At 41.2% G+C, this 16,705-nt stretch carries 10 protein-coding genes; 9 read left to right on the top strand and 1 reads right to left on the bottom strand.

Annotation, left to right across the window (positions count from 1 at the left end):
• Positions 1–227 precede the first annotated feature (227 nt).
• Together nirB and nasC are read left to right on the top strand one after the other, a co-directional pair.
• Positions 228–2,585 carry a nitrite reductase large subunit NirB gene (nirB, locus tag RYX56_RS07680; RefSeq protein ID WP_317121489.1) on the top strand — a complete coding sequence of 786 codons (2,358 nt, stop codon included), beginning with the start codon at positions 228–230 and terminating at the stop codon, positions 2,583–2,585.
• 53 nt (positions 2,586–2,638) lie between these two features.
• Positions 2,639–4,774: an assimilatory nitrate reductase catalytic subunit NasC gene (gene nasC, locus RYX56_RS07675; RefSeq protein WP_317121488.1), complete on the top strand. Its 2,136-nt coding sequence runs from the start codon at positions 2,639–2,641 to the stop codon at positions 4,772–4,774.
• Between the two features lie 120 nt (positions 4,775–4,894).
• Here nasC and RYX56_RS07670 read toward each other — a convergent pair whose 3' ends face one another.
• Entirely contained in the window at positions 4,895–6,418 is a 1,524-nt protein-coding gene (locus RYX56_RS07670; RefSeq protein ID WP_317121487.1) for an MFS transporter, read from the bottom strand.
• 466 nt (positions 6,419–6,884) lie between these two features.
• Here RYX56_RS07670 and RYX56_RS07665 point away from each other — a divergent pair, with 466 nt between their 5' ends.
• The 7 genes from RYX56_RS07665 (at position 6,885) to RYX56_RS07635 (ending at position 16,703) form a co-directional block, all read left to right on the top strand.
• Positions 6,885–8,351, top strand: coding sequence for a S41 family peptidase (locus tag RYX56_RS07665; RefSeq protein ID WP_317121486.1), 1,467 nt, complete (start codon positions 6,885–6,887; stop codon positions 8,349–8,351).
• Between the two features lie 168 nt (positions 8,352–8,519).
• Positions 8,520–9,710, top strand: coding sequence for a PDZ domain-containing protein (locus tag RYX56_RS07660; RefSeq protein WP_317121485.1), 1,191 nt, complete (start codon positions 8,520–8,522; stop codon positions 9,708–9,710).
• A 34-nt stretch (positions 9,711–9,744) separates the two neighbouring features.
• Complete coding sequence (locus RYX56_RS07655; protein WP_317121484.1) at positions 9,745–9,969, top strand: DUF2198 family protein; 225 nt, start codon at positions 9,745–9,747, stop codon at positions 9,967–9,969.
• A gap of 396 nt (positions 9,970–10,365) precedes the next feature.
• On the top strand, positions 10,366–12,342 hold the full coding sequence (uvrB, locus tag RYX56_RS07650) for an excinuclease ABC subunit UvrB (RefSeq protein ID WP_317121483.1): 1,977 nt from the start codon (positions 10,366–10,368) through the stop codon (positions 12,340–12,342).
• Between the two features lie 5 nt (positions 12,343–12,347).
• Positions 12,348–15,221: an excinuclease ABC subunit UvrA gene (gene uvrA, locus RYX56_RS07645; RefSeq protein ID WP_317121482.1), complete on the top strand. Its 2,874-nt coding sequence runs from the start codon at positions 12,348–12,350 to the stop codon at positions 15,219–15,221.
• Between the two features lie 135 nt (positions 15,222–15,356).
• Complete coding sequence (locus RYX56_RS07640) at positions 15,357–16,454, top strand: DUF4097 family beta strand repeat-containing protein (RefSeq protein ID WP_317121481.1); 1,098 nt, start codon at positions 15,357–15,359, stop codon at positions 16,452–16,454.
• Between the two features lie 51 nt (positions 16,455–16,505).
• The gene (locus tag RYX56_RS07635; RefSeq protein WP_317121480.1) at positions 16,506–16,703 is read left to right on the top strand and encodes a PspC domain-containing protein; all 198 of its coding nucleotides are present in this window, start codon (positions 16,506–16,508) and stop codon (positions 16,701–16,703) included.
• Positions 16,704–16,705: the final 2 nt, after the last annotated feature.

Genomic DNA, 16,705 nt, shown 5'->3' with positions numbered 1-16,705 from the left:
TGTTTTTTTTGTGTGCATTACATCTAGTAATAAATGGAAGAGGTCTCAATTAAACGTTTGTTTAGACGGTTACTTCATAATAGTGTGTCAAGTGATCTGACATAAACGAAGATTTTACCCTCCTATGTTCGATAAAATGAAACTATATATGATCGAGAAGAATAGATGGTTTGCTTCAATATAGCTAAATAAAAATAGGGCAATTCAGGATCGGGAGGGTTTCAATAATGAGAAAGCAAAGGTTAGTGGTGATTGGAAACGGGATGGCAGGAATCAACTGCGTTCAAGAAATCTTAAATCATCAGCCTAATGCATTTGAGATAACAGTCTTTGGAAGTGAGCCCCATTATAATTACAATCGAATTCTCTTATCAACGGTTTTACAAGGGTCAACAAAGGTAGAAGATATTACGATAAATGATCGGTCTTGGTATGAGAAAAATAACATTACATTGTATACAGGTGAGACAGTCACATATATAGATCCAGATAACAAGCTTCTACGTACAGATCAAAATAGAGAAGTATCTTATGATAAAGCCATTGTGGCTACGGGCTCACATCCATTTGTTTTACCACTACCGGGAAATGATAAAAAAAGAGTTATTAATTTTCGTACGATAGAAGATTGCGAGAAGATCATCGACATGTCTAAGCATCATAAAAAAGCAGTTGTCATTGGTGGGGGGTTATTAGGTTTAGAAGCAGCTAGAGGACTACTTCATTTAGGAATGGAAGTCGATGTTGTTCATCTTTCTAAACATATTATGGAAAGACAATTGGATCCAACAGCTTCAATCATGCTACAGCGGGAGCTTGAGAATCAGGGCGTGAACTTTCTGCTAGAAAAAGCATCAGCTGAAATAATCGGTGGGGATTCTGTTGAAGGCTTACGTTTTAAAGACGGAACAGAAGTAAAAGCTGAAGCAATCATCATGGCAGTTGGAGTAAGGCCAAATATAAAACTGATGAAGGGAAGTAGGATTGAAACAAATCGTGCTATTATCGTCAATGATTACCTCCAAACAAATGTACCTGATGTCTACGCAGTTGGCGAGTGTGCTGAGCATAGAGGGAATGTTTATGGCCTTGTTAAGCCTTTATATGAACAAGGCAGAGAATTAGCGAAGCATATTTGTGGTATCGATTCGCAAGGTTATCAAGGTTCTACTTTATCGACTCAGTTAAAAATTTCGGGAGTGGATGTATTTTCTGTAGGAGATTTCGTTGGAGATGAAACAACAAAAACCATTACTCATTACGACGAACAGGCAAATATTTATAAGAAACTGGTTTTAAAAGATGACAAAATTCTAGGAGCAGTCCTATACGGGGATGCAAAAGTCGGCAATCGTTTAGTTGATATGATCACCAAACAAAAAGTAATGACCGATGAGGAAAAAATGCTGCTATTGCAAACGAGTGATCACAATAGTTGGCAGGTATCTTCTATGGAACATACAGAGCTCATTTGTAATTGCAATGGCGTCACGAAAGGTACAATCTTGGAGTCATGTCAACTTAATAATATAACAACAGTAGAAGAAATTAAGAGCTGTACAAAAGCTTCAAGTGCTTGTGGTGGGTGTAAGCCGCTTGTTACTGAGTTACTAACGTACATTCAAAGTGAGGACTTCGATGAGGTTATTGAAAAAGTAACCTTATGCTCATGTACAACCTTAACAGATGAAGAGTTAGTTAATGAACTGCAAATTCGTCATCTCAGATCAGTAGATGAGGTTATGAGCGAGCTTGGTTGGTTAACGGAAGGTGGATGTTCAACATGTCTTTCGGCCATACAATACTATTTAGGAATGATCTACCCTGAATATGAAAAAGAACAACCATCCTTATTTATTAATGAACGTATGAATGCGACGATGCAAAGTGATGGATCTTACTCGATTACACCACAGATGTATGGAGGGTTAACGAGTGCTGAAGAATTACGTAAAGTTGCAGATGCCATCGAGCAATACAACATTCCGCAAGTAGCCATAACGAGTGAACAAAGACTAACTTTAATGGGAATAGCTCAGAAGGATCTTGAAGCCATTTGGGAAAAAATTGATTTGCCGTTAAGCAGCACATATGGAAATACGGTTCAAAATATAAAGACTTGCATTGGTGAGACAATTTGTACATGCGATAAACGTCAAGCTCTTCAATTGGCCGTGGAAATTGAGAAAACAACCGATTATGTAGTAACTCCCTACCGTTTGAAAATGGGTATATCTGCTTGTCTACATAATGGAGCAGGTTCAACAACCAAGGATGTTGGTGTCATTCAAACCGATCAAGGCTGGGAAATGTATGTGGGGGGCAGTAGTGGTCGCAGTGTGAGATCAGGTCAGTTGTTGTGCGTGGCTGATACAAATAAAAAATTGTACGAAATGGTTATTGGTTTCATTCAATATTATCGTGAAACGGCTAAGTACGGCGAACGCTCATGGGAATGGATTGATCGAGTGAGCCTAGTTCATATAAGAGAGGTTTTATTTGATGATGAGTTACGAAAACAATTATCGGAAAATTTGGAATTGGAAATGAAACAACGTAAAAAGATTGTGGCAGAACTGATTTAAAAGCGTTAGTATAGAGTGCTTTTCTCTAACTTTGTTGATAAAGGATGGTATTCATGACCGAGATGTTATTGCGCTATTTCCGTAAGAAGCAAAAAGAAACTCAAACTGAAAAGATCTATGATACCCAATGCCCTTTTTGCAGCATGCAATGTAAGATGCAGCTGATTGAGCAATCAACAGTCACTAGAAAAAGATATCAGACTATAGCGAAGGACAATCCCACCTCTGAAGGGCGAATATGTATAAAAGGACTTCATGCACACCAGCATGCGATACATGGTGATCGGATTAAACACCCTCTCTTAAAAGTGAATGGTGAATTTCAAAAGATTTCATGGGATGAAGCTTTACAACTCATAAAAGAAAAATTCACTGAAATCCAAAGTTTGCATGGTAATGATGCCCTTTCTGTTTATGGCAGTGCCACGATTACAAATGAAGAAGCCTATTTATTAGGAAAGTTTGCCCGTGTGGCGCTTAAAACGAGGTACATTGATTACAATGGTCGCTTATGCATGTCATCAGCTGCATCAGCTGCAACTCAAACATTTGGGATGGATCGTGGATTTACCAATAGTATTCAAGAAATTCCTCAGACAAGGTGTATGATCTTAGCTGGAACAAATATAGCCGAATGCCAGCCAACTATTATGCCTTATTTTGAGCGAGCAAAAGAGAATGGTTGCTTTATTATAGCGATTGATCCAAGGGAAACAGCAACGACAAAACTAGCAGACTTACATTTGAAAGTGAAGCCAGGCATGGATGCAGCTTTAGCAAATGGAATATTAAAGGTCATTATCGAGGAAGAATTAATCGATCAATCTTTTTTAGAAAGAAGAGTTGATGGTTTTTCTGAAGTTAATGAGTATGTAGCCTCATTAGACTTAGAGGAAATCGCAGAGTTGACAGGTGTTCCGAGTGAAAAAATAGTAAAAGCTGCGACGGTTTTTGGCAAAGAAGAATCCGGAATGATCTTTACAGCAAGGGGAGTGGAGCAACAAACGGATGGTTCTATAGCTGTTCGGAATTTCTTAAATATTCTTTTAGCCACAGGGAAAATTGGCAAGCCGTTCTCAGGGTTCGGGGCCGTAACAGGTCAAGGAAATGGTCAAGGAGCAAGAGAACACGGGCAAAAATCAGATCAATTGCCAGGCTATCGTTCCATCGAAAATCAAGAGCATAGGAGATATATTGCCGATGTATGGGGCATTCGTGAAGAGGATTTACCTCATAAGGGTGTGTCTGCTTTTGAAATGATTGAAAAGATGGATGAAGGTGAGATAAAAGGGTTATTTCTGATGTGTTCGAACCCCGTTGTCTCAAATCCAAGTGCAGCATTCGTCAAGCAAGCGATAAAAAAATTAGATTTCTTTGTAGCAGTCGATCTATTTGTTTCAGAAACAGCTCGTTTAGCTGATTTGATTCTACCAGCTACCTCTTATCTAGAAACGCCTGGTACGATGACAAATGTCGAAGGGCGAGTGACATTACGGGAGGCGAGCTTTCCGTTATGGGGTGAGGCGAAGCATGACTGGGAAATTCTTTGTGAGGTGGCTAAAGCCCTTGAAAAAGGAGAATATTTTTCATTTAATTCTCCAGAAGAAATCTTTGAAGAAATAAGAGAGGCAACTCGTGGAGGGTTGGCTGATTATTCAGGGATCACGTATGATCGTCTAAGGCAAGAGGAAGGTATACTATGGCCGTGCCCAGATGAAGATCATCGTGGAACAACACGACTATTTGAACATCAATTTGCCCATCTTAATGGCAAGGCAAAGATGGTAGCTGTCTCAAATAAACCAGAGGTAGAAAAAGAAAAACCAACCGAGGACTTTCCATTATATTTAACAACAGGGAGGGTCATGTCTCACTATCTTACAGGTGTACAAACACGTAAGAGCTCGACACTCGCTGCAAGAGAGTTCGAATCCTATATGGAAATCCACCCAGCAACAGCAGAAAAATATCAAATCAAAGATCAGACCTTAGTCAAAATAGAATCAGAACGGGGAAGCATTGTTGTAAGAAGTAAGCGTTCTGAGGCGATACGAAAGGATACAGTATTTGTCCCGTTCCACTGGGCTGATAGCCAAAATGTTAATCAACTTATCTCAAAAAAGCTCGATCCAACCTGCAAAATGCCCGGGTTCAAGGTGAGTGCTGTCAAAATAAGTCCTGTAGAATAACATCATTGTTAGCCTGTTAGTTGATAACAGGCTATTTTCTATGAAGTTACTTCCTATGAACATGATAAAACCCGCTCTCCCAACTATAGCTGGGGGAACGGGTTTTATGTAAAGGTTTGTTTATAGAACCTTTCTTTGTAGAGGTTTCTCTTCAACATCGTTAGTCGTAACCTCAACTTCAGCAACTTTCAGCTCATCTGAAGACATATAGTATTCTTCACTAAAGGAGTTTTTAGGTTCTTCTAAAGTGAAGTAACAAATCACAAAGCTTATAAGCGCTCCTGTAGCAAGAATGAAGAAGAATTGCTGTGGTGTTACGAATGTATAAAGTGTTAAGTAAATCGTCGCACCGACATTCCCATATGCGCCAGCCATTCCGGCAATTTGTCCTGTTACTCTTTTTTTGATCATTGGTATAACGGCAAATGTAGCACCTTCTGCCCCTTGGATAAACATCGACGTTAAAACGGTGATGGCAACGGCTAGTAGTAATGGCCAGTTAGAATCGACAAAGCCCATTCCAAAAAGGCCAAGTGTGATACCAAACATATAGATAAGCATCACCTTACGCCTGCTACCCATACGATCTGAAAGTACTCCTCCTAATGGTCTGGCTAATAGATTTACAAATGCGAACGAAGCGGCTATTAGCCCTGCTTGGGAGGCAGAAAGTGAGAATGTTAATTGAAAAAACATAGGGAGCATAGAGACAATCGCAAGCTCAGCCCCAAAGTTAGCGAAATAGGTGCTGTTTAGTGCGCCGACATTCTTAAACTTATACTGGTCATCCTCGGGCACCCCTTTTTTCAAAATAGGGATATTCACTTTTAAAATCATATAGATCTGATACACAAGGGTGAGGCCAATAACAGCGTAAACAAGATAAAGGGCAGTAGAAGTGATAAAGCCTAAGCCGGCTAATCTCCATGCACTAAGAGCTAAAGCACCGCCTAGGGGGATCGTCCAAAAGATCAATTGTGCTAAGTCTCCCCAGCTACTTACTTCTAGTGCTCCGGTCCGTTTAGGTCTAATAAATTCTTTTCCTTCTGGTGTGTCTTTGACATTAAAGTAATAAATAATCCCATAAACAAAACAACTAACACCTGTAAACGCTAAAGCATATCTCCACCCATTATCTCCACCTAATAAGGTTAAGGCAAACCAAGGGAGGAGCATAGCGGCAACAGCAGACCCGAAATTACCCCAGCCTCCATAAATTCCTTCGGCAAAACCAATGCTTTTTGGTGGGAACCACTCTGCTACCATTCGAATCCCGATCACAAAACTAGCCCCGATGCTTCCTAAAACTAAACGTGCGATCATTAATTGTGCCCAACTATCTCCAAAGGCAAAAACAATTGCCGGGAAAGACATCGTGATGAGTAGAGCCGAATAAACCTTTCTTGGTCCGTATTTATCTAATAAGGTTCCTATGATTACGCGTGCGGGAATGGTTAATGCAACATTACAAATCCCTAAAGCAGCAATATGTTGCGGAGTTAACCAATCCATTGTTTCAAGCATGGTTGTCGCGAGTGGGGCCATATTATACCAAGTAAAAAAAGAAATAAAGAATGCGAACCAAGTAAAATGTAGCACTTTAATTCGCTCACTCTTAAATTTGAAGATTTCAGTTACAGTCATTTAACATGTCCTCCTATAGATCGGAATTTAAGGTACAGTTTTTTTATACACTATTAATTCGTAATTGTCTGAAAACTAGGGAGGTAATGTTACATGGTTTCTTATGACCTACATTATAAGGGCGCACAATACGTACTGATGAGCTCGGGCTGTTAAGGGTGGCGTCTAGTAAGATTTGCGATAAAGTGAGTTTCTACAAGATTGTTTTGACAATCTTTCATAGTCTAAGAGCCACCGTCTTTTGACTTACGAAACATCCTTGTTTAAAATGGAAGTAATAGATTCGCGCGACATATTACGTACAAGCTAAGCATAAGATGGGTGTAGATGAGGGCATTGCACATGCGCGTGTAATGCCCTTTGTTGCACTTATCAACCATACAATTTTTTGAAAAGCTTGGCTTGGCTGAACATCGAGACAATGAATCGGCCCTTGAGGCTTGAAATCGAGTGGGAGTGGTGAGGGATGAATAGCAAGAAATTGCTTCTCATACTAGTCGCTGTAGTAGCGATCGGATTAGGAAGTGTGTTTTTATTTACAGGTTCATTTGCATTAGATGGCAATGAGCAGGCTTCAACCTCAGAATCGGAAAATCAACCTAATCAAGAAGAAGTTGTAACAGACGTTGAGTCTCTTGAGAAAATTGCCAAAACACTGGCGATTATTCAAGAGCAATATGTAGAAGAAGTAGATGAAGAAACGCTCATCCAAGGGGCGATTGAAGGAATGCTTGATACGCTCGATGATCCCTATTCCGTTTACATGGATCAAGAAACAGCTAATCAATTCGTCGAATCACTTGGATCAAGCTTTGAAGGAATTGGTGCTGAAGTGAGTATGACGGATGGTACCGTCACAATTGTCGCTCCATTCCGTGAGTCACCAGCTGAGAATGCTGGCCTTCAACCAAACGATAAAATTATTGAAATTGACGGAGAATCGACTGACGGATTATCACTTTATGAAGCAGTGTTGAAAATCCGTGGTGAAAAAGGGACGACGGTAACTCTAACAGTCGAACGTGCTGGTGCCAATGAATTTTTAACGATTCCAGTTATTCGTGATGATATTCCGATTGAGACGGTTCGTGTCAGTACGATTGAACGTGACGGCCAAACGATTGGGTTGCTCGATATTACTTCTTTCTCTTCAGACACAGCAGACCGTTTTGAGGAAGGGCTTGAAGAATTAGAGTCCCAAGGGATTGATGGCTTGTTAATCGATGTTCGTGGGAATCCGGGTGGTTACTTAGATAGTGTAGAGAAAATCGGGAAATTAATTATTCCTGGTGGAGAGCCGATTGTTCAAATCCAAGATCGTACAGGCGAGAGAGTTCGCTATGTGTCCTCACTTGATGAGAGAAAGCCTTATCCGATTGTAGGCCTAACGGATCGCTCGAGTGCTTCGGCATCTGAAATCTTGTCTGCGGCATTAATTGAAGCAGGTGATTATGATGTTGTCGGTGAGACGACGTTCGGCAAAGGGACGGTTCAACAAACGATTCAACTTGGTGATGGAAGTGAGTTAAAGCTTTCATTATTCAGATGGCTGACATCAGCTGGAAATGATATTAATGGTGAAGGCGTAGAGCCAACGGTTGAAGTGATGCAGCCGGACTACTTCTACTCTGCACCATTAACAGGAAATGAAACATTAACGCTTGATATGATGAATGAGCAAACAAGAAGTGCCCAAACGATGCTTAAAGGACTGGGGTATGAGACTGGACGTACAGATGGGTATTTTGATGAACAAACCGAGGAAGCTGTTCGTGCCTTCCAGCAAGCTGAAGGATTAAATGTGACAGGTGAAATTGACGAGGAAACAGCTAGTATCCTGCAACAAATCATTGTCGATGAAGTTCGCGAAGAATCAAATGACAAGCAGCTTCAAACAGCGATTGAGTTAATCATCAAACAAGCACAACAATAAGAAGATAGCGAGACGCAAGCATTGAAATGCTCTTGCGTCTCTTTTTTTGATGGCGATCGCTTAAAATCTAACAAACTATCAAAAATCATAATTTCTCACAGATCTGTTATCTCTTTTTCGTGTATATAAGGTAGAATAGAGAGAAAGAGTTCTGGAGGCGTTAGATGTATGATAATAGACATTCTGAAAAGCTTGGGACTTACTATTGGTAGTTTTTTTGCCAATCCCATTTTGTACATAGGTTTATTCGTTATTTTTTTAATAGCTCATCGCCGCGTTCAAAAAGAACGAGTGGCTTTTCATACACGAGTAACGGATCGAATCGCTGATTTCGTTATTCCGTTTTGGTCAGCAGTTGTAGTCGGGTTATTGATTTCAGTCGCCACATTAGGGGCTGGTATTGTGATTACGATTCCTTTGCTGTTCTTGATGATCGGGGTCACCATTCTGATGGTACTGACCACGTATGTGAGGTGGATGTCCCCAGCTTATGTGATGGGACTTGCCCTATTAGCGATTGCATTTGCTCCTTTTGTTGGTGATATTCCTTATCTAGCAGAAGGTGTGGCAGCTGTTGGTGAATTTCCTCTTTATCAATTCGCCCTTATTTTAGCATTACTAGTTATTGGAGAAGGAATTCTCATTTATCGCAATGGCGATGTGTATACATCACCAGGTGTTGAACGTAGTAAACGAGGAAAATGGGTTGGGTTCCAAGAGGCAAAACGGATGTGGATTGTGCCTGTTTTCTTCCTTGTACCGGAAGGCATTATTCCAAGCTTTGAATTTTGGCCTGTATTTACATTAGGAGAAACAAGCTTTCAACCGATTTTATTTCCGGTATTAATCGGCTTTCAGCAACAAGTACGTTCAAGTCTGCCTAGCGCACCGATTAAGATGATGGGAATGCGTGTTGTGGGAGTCGGGTTGCTTTTAGCGGTGCTCGCTGTTGTGAGCTATTGGTATCCGTTTGTTGCTGTTCTTATGGCGTCGATTGCGATTATCTCACGTGAATTATTATGGATGGTCGCTAAATCACGAGATGAATCTCAGCCAGCCTTTTATAATTCAAAGCAAAAAGGATGCGTCATTTTAGGGATCATTCCAGGGAGTCCTGCTACGAAGATGAAGCTTGAAGTCGGAGAGACGATTGTCAAAGTAAACGGGCAAACGGTTCAAGATGAAAAAAGCTTCTATGAAGCACTCCAACTTAATGCAGCTGCTTTTTGTAAATTAGATGTGCTCGATCATGCAGGGGAAGTTCGATTTGCACAAGGTGCCCTCTATGATGGGCAACATCATCAACTCGGTGTATTATTAGTTAAGCATGATTATCAATTACAAGATTCAGTTATATAGGTTTTAGTCCGAGTAAAGGAGACTTACTAATAGCATGTCAGAGATTTTATTAGCGTTGATCACTCCATTTTTACTAATCGTTATCACAACAAGAGTAACCTTTAGTTTAATTGGAGCAAGTGTTGTGACGTGGATGGTCGTCCTCTCGGTTATGAGCGTGTACGACAAGCCATGGTGGTTGCTGCTGCTGGCGATTCCCTCTTTTCTAGTCGGAATATGGGTAGCAAAAAAAGTACTTATCAAACGTCCAGGAATGTAGAGAAAGAGTCGATGCGATCGACTCTTTTTTGTTTTGAGGAAGGTTGTGTGGCGGGATGGTAGCTGCGCTGGTGCTGACGACAGGGGTGCGGCGAGTGGGGTGGCCGTTCGCACATATAAGGACCTCGATGGTTGCGTTCGCACATAAAGACAAAATAGCGCACATAAAAGGGCGCATTTCACACATATCAGGCCAAAAGCGCTCATATACGCAATATAGCGCACATAAGCACCCCGATTCCGCACATACCACCTCTCCCGCACAGCCTTTCCCTCCTCACCCCCCTCCCATATGCAAACAAAAATGGGGACGTACGTTCTTATTATTTGCTTTTAGCCTAGCTGATTGTGATATACTAGAAGCAAAGAGATCATAGGTTCGTTAGGAGGTTTTTTGGTGGATCAGACGTTTGAACTTAACTCGCCTTATAAGCCAGATGGCGATCAACCCGCTGCTATCAAAGAGATTGTAGCAGGGATAAAAGAAGGTAAGAAGCATCAGACATTGCTTGGCGCGACCGGTACAGGTAAGACGTTTACCATGTCGAATGTCATACAAGAAGTAAATAAACCTACACTCATTATTGCTCATAATAAAACTCTTGCAGGTCAGCTCTATAGTGAGTTTAAAGAGTTCTTCCCAAATAATGCTGTTGAGTATTTTGTCAGCTACTATGATTATTACCAACCAGAAGCCTACGTCCCTAGTTCCGATACGTATATTGAAAAAGATGCAAGTATAAATGAAGAAATAGATAAACTTAGACACTCGGCAACTAGTTCTCTATTTGAGAGAAATGACGTCATTATTATTGCCAGTGTCTCTTGTATTTACGGCTTAGGTTCGCCTGAGGAATACCGTGACTTAGTTGTCTCCCTTCGTACGGGTATGGAATTGGACCGTAACGGTCTTCTTCGTAATCTCGTCGATATTCAGTATGATCGAAATGATGTCAATTTCACACGTGGTACATTCCGAGTGCGTGGAGATGTTGTTGAGATTTTCCCGGCATCTCGTGACGAGCAGTGTATTCGTGTCGAGTTTTTTGGTGACGAAATTGATCGTATTACAGAAGTTGATGCGCTAACCGGTGAGATTAAAGGTGAACGCAATCATGTCGCGATCTTCCCGGCATCCCACTTCGTTACCCGTGAAGCGAAATTGAAAAAAGCAATTGCTAATATTGAGATAGAGCTTGAGGAACAGCTGAAACACATGCATGAAGAAGGAAAGCTTCTAGAAGCGCAACGTCTTGAGCAGCGTACACGTTATGACTTAGAGATGATGGCTGAAATGGGTTTTTGCTCAGGGATTGAGAACTACTCACGCCATCTTACATTACGTGGAGCGGGTGCAACCCCGTACACGCTGATTGATTTCTTCCCGGAGGACTTTTTATTAATTGTCGATGAGTCTCATGTTACACTTCCGCAAGTTCGGGGAATGTATAACGGTGACAGGGCTAGAAAAGAAGTTCTCGTTAATCACGGCTTCCGTTTGCCATCAGCACTCGATAATCGTCCTTTGAAATTTGAGGAGTTTGAAGAGAAAATTGGTCAAAGGGTGTACGTTTCAGCGACGCCTGGTCCGTATGAGCTTGAACATACGCCGGAAATGGTGGAACAAATCATCCGTCCGACAGGTTTACTTGACCCTACGATTGATATTCGTCCGATTGAAGGACAAATTGACGATTTAATTGGCGAGATCAATGATCGAGCCGAGAAAAATGAACGTGTATTAGTGACGACGTTGACGAAGAAAATGTCAGAAGATTTAACGGATTATTTAAAAGAGCTTGGCATTAAAGTTCGTTACTTGCATTCAGAAGTGAAAACACTTGAACGGATTGAAATTATTCGTCAATTGAGGATGGGAACGTTCGATGTACTCATTGGAATTAACTTATTACGAGAAGGTCTCGATATTCCTGAAGTGTCACTTGTAACCATTTTAGATGCCGATAAAGAAGGCTTCTTGCGCTCAGAGCGATCGCTTATTCAAACAATGGGACGTGCTGCTCGTAATTCAAATGGTCATGTCATTATGTATGCTGATAAGGTAACAAAATCCATGCAAGTTGCGATAGATGAGACGACAAGACGCCGCAGCATTCAAGAGGAATACAATAAAAAGCATGGCATAACACCTAAAACGATTCAAAAGAAAATCCCAGATGTTATCCAAGCGACAGTTGTAACGGATGAAGAAGGCGAAACAACGGCTTTACCGAAAACGAAATTAAGCAAGAAAGATAAAGAAGCTATGATTGAGCGAATGGAAAAAGAAATGAAGGATGCGGCTCGCGAATTGAACTTTGAGCGTGCGGCTGAGCTTCGTGATTTATTATTAGAGCTAAAAGCGGAAGGGTGAACAGGATGGCATTAGAAGAAATCGTCGTTAAAGGAGCACGGTCACATAACTTAAAAAACATCGATGTGACCATTCCACGCGACAAGCTCGTCGTATTAACGGGCTTATCTGGTTCAGGGAAGTCATCACTTGCCTTTGATACCATCTACGCGGAAGGGCAAAGACGTTATGTAGAATCACTTTCTGCCTACGCTCGCCAATTTTTAGGTCAAATGGATAAACCTGATGTTGATGCAATTGAGGGGCTTTCTCCCGCTATTTCAATTGATCAGAAAACAACAAGCCGTAACCCACGTTCTACTGTGGGGACGGTAACGGAGATTCATGACTATTTACGTCTTCTTTATGCGCGTATAGGAAGACCTGTTTGTCCAAAGCATGGCATTGAAATATCCTCGCAAACGATTCAGCAAATGGTCGATCGTTTGCTTGAGTATCCAGAGCGTACAAAAATGCAGATCCTTGCTCCACTCGTATCTGGACGTAAAGGGACTCATGCGAAAGTGCTTGAAGATATTAAAAAACAAGGCTATGTACGTGTTCGTGTAAATGGAGAAATGAGAGAAGTAGCCGATGAAATTGAGCTTGAGAAAAATAAAAAGCACAGCATTGAAGTCGTTATTGACCGAATTGTGATTAAAGAGGGGATCCATTCTCGTTTAGCCGATTCGTTAGAAACAGCCCTTCAGCTTGCTGATGGTCGCGCCTTAGTAGATGTCATTGGCGAAGAAGAATTGTTGTTTAGTCAACATCATGCGTGTCCTGAATGTGGATTCTCGATTTCTGAGCTTGAACCAAGAATGTTTTCATTTAATAGTCCGTACGGTGCGTGTCCCAGCTGTGATGGATTAGGCTCAAAGCTTGAAGTGGATCTTGATCTTGTCGTACCGGATCGAACTCGTTCATTGCGAGATCATGCGATTGCGGCTTGGGAGCCTACCAGCTCACAATATTATCCGCAGCTTCTTGCTTCTGTAAGTGATCATTATGGAATTGATCTTGATCAGCCAGTTGAACAAATTCCAGAAGCACTGTTTGATAAAATTCTTCATGGGAGTGGACGAGAGAAGATTTACTTCCGTTATGAAAATGAATTCGGGCAAGTAAGGGAAAACGAGATTGTCTTTGAAGGCGTCGCTAAAAATATTTCGCGTCGTTATCATGAGACGAGCTCTGATTACATCCGTGAGCAAATGGAAGGGTATATGACGCATAAGCATTGCCCGAGCTGTAAAGGATATCGTTTGAAGAAAGAAGCTCTTGCGGTGAAGATCAATGATAGACATATTGGAGAAATCTCTGCTCTTTCTGTAAAAGATGCGAAGCTATTTTTTGAGGATCTAGAGTTGACGGAAAAGGAATATGCGATTGCGCGTCTTATTTTAAAAGAGATTAATGACCGTCTTGGCTTCTTGATGAATGTTGGTCTTGATTATTTATCATTATCTCGGGCAGCGGGTACACTATCTGGTGGCGAAGCGCAGCGGATTCGTCTTGCTACTCAAATTGGTTCGTCGTTAATGGGTGTGCTCTATATTTTAGATGAGCCTTCGATTGGTCTCCATCAACGCGATAATGATCGTCTGATTGAGACGCTTGAGCATATGCGCAATCTTGGTAACACCTTAATTGTGGTCGAACATGATGAAGATACGATGTTGGCTGCTGATTATATTATTGATATTGGGCCAGGGGCTGGCGTACATGGTGGTGAAATTATTGCTGAAGGAACTCCAAAAGAGATTATGGAAAACAAAGAATCTCTCACGGGGCAATACCTTTCAGGGCAAAAGTTTATTCCACTCCCATCTGAGAGAAGGGAGTCGGATGGCCGTTCCTTTACGGTGAAAAAAGCGACTGAGAATAACCTAAAAAATGTTTCAGTTACTTTCCCATTAGGATTATTTATGGCAGTAACAGGTGTATCTGGTTCCGGTAAAAGTACGCTGATTAATGAGATTGTTTATAAATCTCTTGCTCAGAAGCTGCATCGTGCCAAAGACAAGCCAGGTATGCATAAAGAAATTGCTGGAATTGATGAGATTGATAAAGTGATTGATATTGATCAATCGCCAATCGGTCGTACTCCGCGCTCGAATCCAGCGACCTATACGGGAGTATTTGATGATATTCGTGATGTATTTGCGATGACGAATGAAGCCAAGGTACGGGGCTATAAAAAAGGACGTTTCAGCTTCAATGTAAAAGGTGGACGTTGTGAGGCGTGCCGTGGTGACGGAATTATCAAGATCGAGATGCATTTCTTGCCGGATGTGTATGTTCCTTGTGAAGTGTGTGAGGGGAAACGCTATAACCGTGAAACGCTCGAGATTCAATACAAAGGGAAGACGATTTCCGATGTACTTGAGATGACGGTGGAAGAGAGTGTGGAATTCTTTGCAAACATTCCAAAGATCAAACGGAAAGTACAAACGCTTGTCGATGTCGGTCTAGGCTATATTCGACTTGGTCAGCCCGCTACAACACTATCAGGCGGGGAAGCACAGCGAGTGAAGCTTGCTTCGCAACTCCACAAGCGGGCAACTGGAAGAACACTTTATATTCTCGATGAACCGACAACTGGCCTTCATGTTGATGATATTGATCGATTATTAAAAGTGTTGCAGCGCCTTGTTGATAATGGTGAGACAGTACTTGTGATTGAGCATAACTTAGATGTCATTAAAACAGTCGATCATATTATTGATCTTGGTCCTGAAGGTGGCGATAAAGGTGGTCAGATTGTGGCAGAAGGAACACCTGAACAAGTCGCGGAAACAAAAGCATCCTATACAGGACAATACTTGAAACCCATTTTAGAGCGAGATCGTAAACGCATGGAAAACCAAATTAAAGAAAAAGAATTACAAAAAAGCTAAAAAGAATGAAACATCTTTACCATGTCATCCGTAATACAATAGAAGATCACAACCAAAGAGGTACGTGCAAATGTGTGCGTACCTTTTCTAAAGGATAATCGGTTTACGCTTTGATACTTAAAGGAGGCTTTTAAGATGGAAGAACGTAAAATGATATTAAAAATGATTGAAGATGGCAAGATTACCGCTGAAGAAGGGATTAAACTTCTAGAGGCAATGGATACAAAAAAAGAAACAACGAGCCAACAGCAAGAGCCAAGTTCTCTTTCCACAGAAGTGAATTGGGATGAGGGAGAAGAGTACAAGAAGCGTAATCGTCCGTCTGGTTCATCGGCTGAAAAACGTTTTGCAAGCTTTATTGATACGGCTTTCCAAAAAATTAAAGACTTTGACCTAGACTTTAACTTTGGTTCTTCTGTTGTCGTTGATCATATTTTTCAACATCGTGATCTTACGCCAACGAACGTCGACGTTTCACTTGAAAATGGCTCGATCACGTTTGTGCCATGGGAAGAGTCAGATATTCGGATCGAGTGTCAGGCGCGTGTGTATCGTGTAAAGGATGCAGAAGAAGCTCGCCGTGTCTTCTTACAGGAAGCAACATTCCGGGTCAATGATCAGAAGCTCCTTTTCCATACGAAAGTAAAGTCAATGAAGGTGCAAGCGACGGTATATGTGCCTAAAACAACCTTTGATCACTTAAAGCTCTATACGTTTAATGGAACGGTAAAAGGGGAACAGATTGATGTCGACACTTTAGATGTGAACACATTAAATGGACCCATTTCGTTTCAATCGATTAAAGCTAAAAAGATTATGGCTGAAACCGTGAATGGAGCGATTGAATTGAAGCATCAAGAAGCAGATCTTGTTGATGTGAAAACGGTCAATGGCAGCATTACGTTATCTGGTAAAGCTCAAGATGTCGATGCAGAAACGGTGAATGGCGGCATTACGTACGAGTTAGAATCGCTAAATGAATCCGGTTATGCCGATTTAAAAGCAACGACTGGCAGCATCCATCTCCATGTACCACAAGAGATGCGTGTAGAAGGAAAGTTGAAAACGAATGTGGGCGGATTTACAGTTGATCTAGCTAATCATGAAATTTTAGATGAGAAAAAAGAATTCGCTCAAAAAAGCACGAGCTTTGTAGGGAATCAGCAAGCTTCACCTCGTGTAAAAGTGAACGCGATTACCTATACTGGTTCTATTTTAGTGAAAGATCGTTAAAACGACTTACTAATGAATGCAACACGATTCTACTAATTGAGGTGATCATCAATGAAGAAACTAGTTCGTACTCAACATGATCGTAAGTTAGCAGGTATTTGTGGAGGGATCGCCAAGTATTTTGGAGTGGATTCGACCATTGTACGAATAGCCACTGTGATTTTATTCTTTATCACAACCGGTTTTCCAGTTTTACTCGCTTATTTCATTGCTGTCTTCCTCATTCCAAATGAAGAGGATGTGCAATAGCA

Origin of the sequence: Alkalihalophilus lindianensis (assembly GCF_032843265.1) — a bacterium.
In the GTDB taxonomy this organism is placed as follows: domain Bacteria; phylum Bacillota; class Bacilli; order Bacillales; family Bacillaceae_D; genus Alkalihalophilus; species Alkalihalophilus lindianensis.
The sequence above is the reverse complement of the archived record's forward strand: the minus strand, read 5'-3'. Positions and strand labels throughout refer to the sequence as shown.

Excerpts from the sequence above, each read along its gene's own strand:
- nirB (WP_317121489.1), top strand. The coding sequence starts at position 228 with ATGAGAAAGCAAAGGTTAGTGGTGATTGGAAACGGGATGGCAGGAATC.
- nasC (WP_317121488.1), top strand. The coding sequence starts at position 2,639 with ATGACCGAGATGTTATTGCGCTATTTCCGTAAGAAGCAAAAAGAAACT.
- RYX56_RS07670 (WP_317121487.1), bottom strand. The coding sequence starts at position 6,418 with ATGACTGTAACTGAAATCTTCAAATTTAAGAGTGAGCGAATTAAAGTG.
- RYX56_RS07665 (WP_317121486.1), top strand. The coding sequence starts at position 6,885 with ATGAATAGCAAGAAATTGCTTCTCATACTAGTCGCTGTAGTAGCGATC.
- RYX56_RS07660 (WP_317121485.1), top strand. The coding sequence starts at position 8,520 with ATGATAATAGACATTCTGAAAAGCTTGGGACTTACTATTGGTAGTTTT.
- RYX56_RS07655 (WP_317121484.1), top strand. The coding sequence starts at position 9,745 with ATGTCAGAGATTTTATTAGCGTTGATCACTCCATTTTTACTAATCGTT.
- uvrA (WP_317121482.1), top strand. The coding sequence starts at position 12,348 with ATGGCATTAGAAGAAATCGTCGTTAAAGGAGCACGGTCACATAACTTA.
- RYX56_RS07640 (WP_317121481.1), top strand. The coding sequence starts at position 15,357 with ATGGAAGAACGTAAAATGATATTAAAAATGATTGAAGATGGCAAGATT.
- RYX56_RS07635 (WP_317121480.1), top strand. The coding sequence starts at position 16,506 with ATGAAGAAACTAGTTCGTACTCAACATGATCGTAAGTTAGCAGGTATT.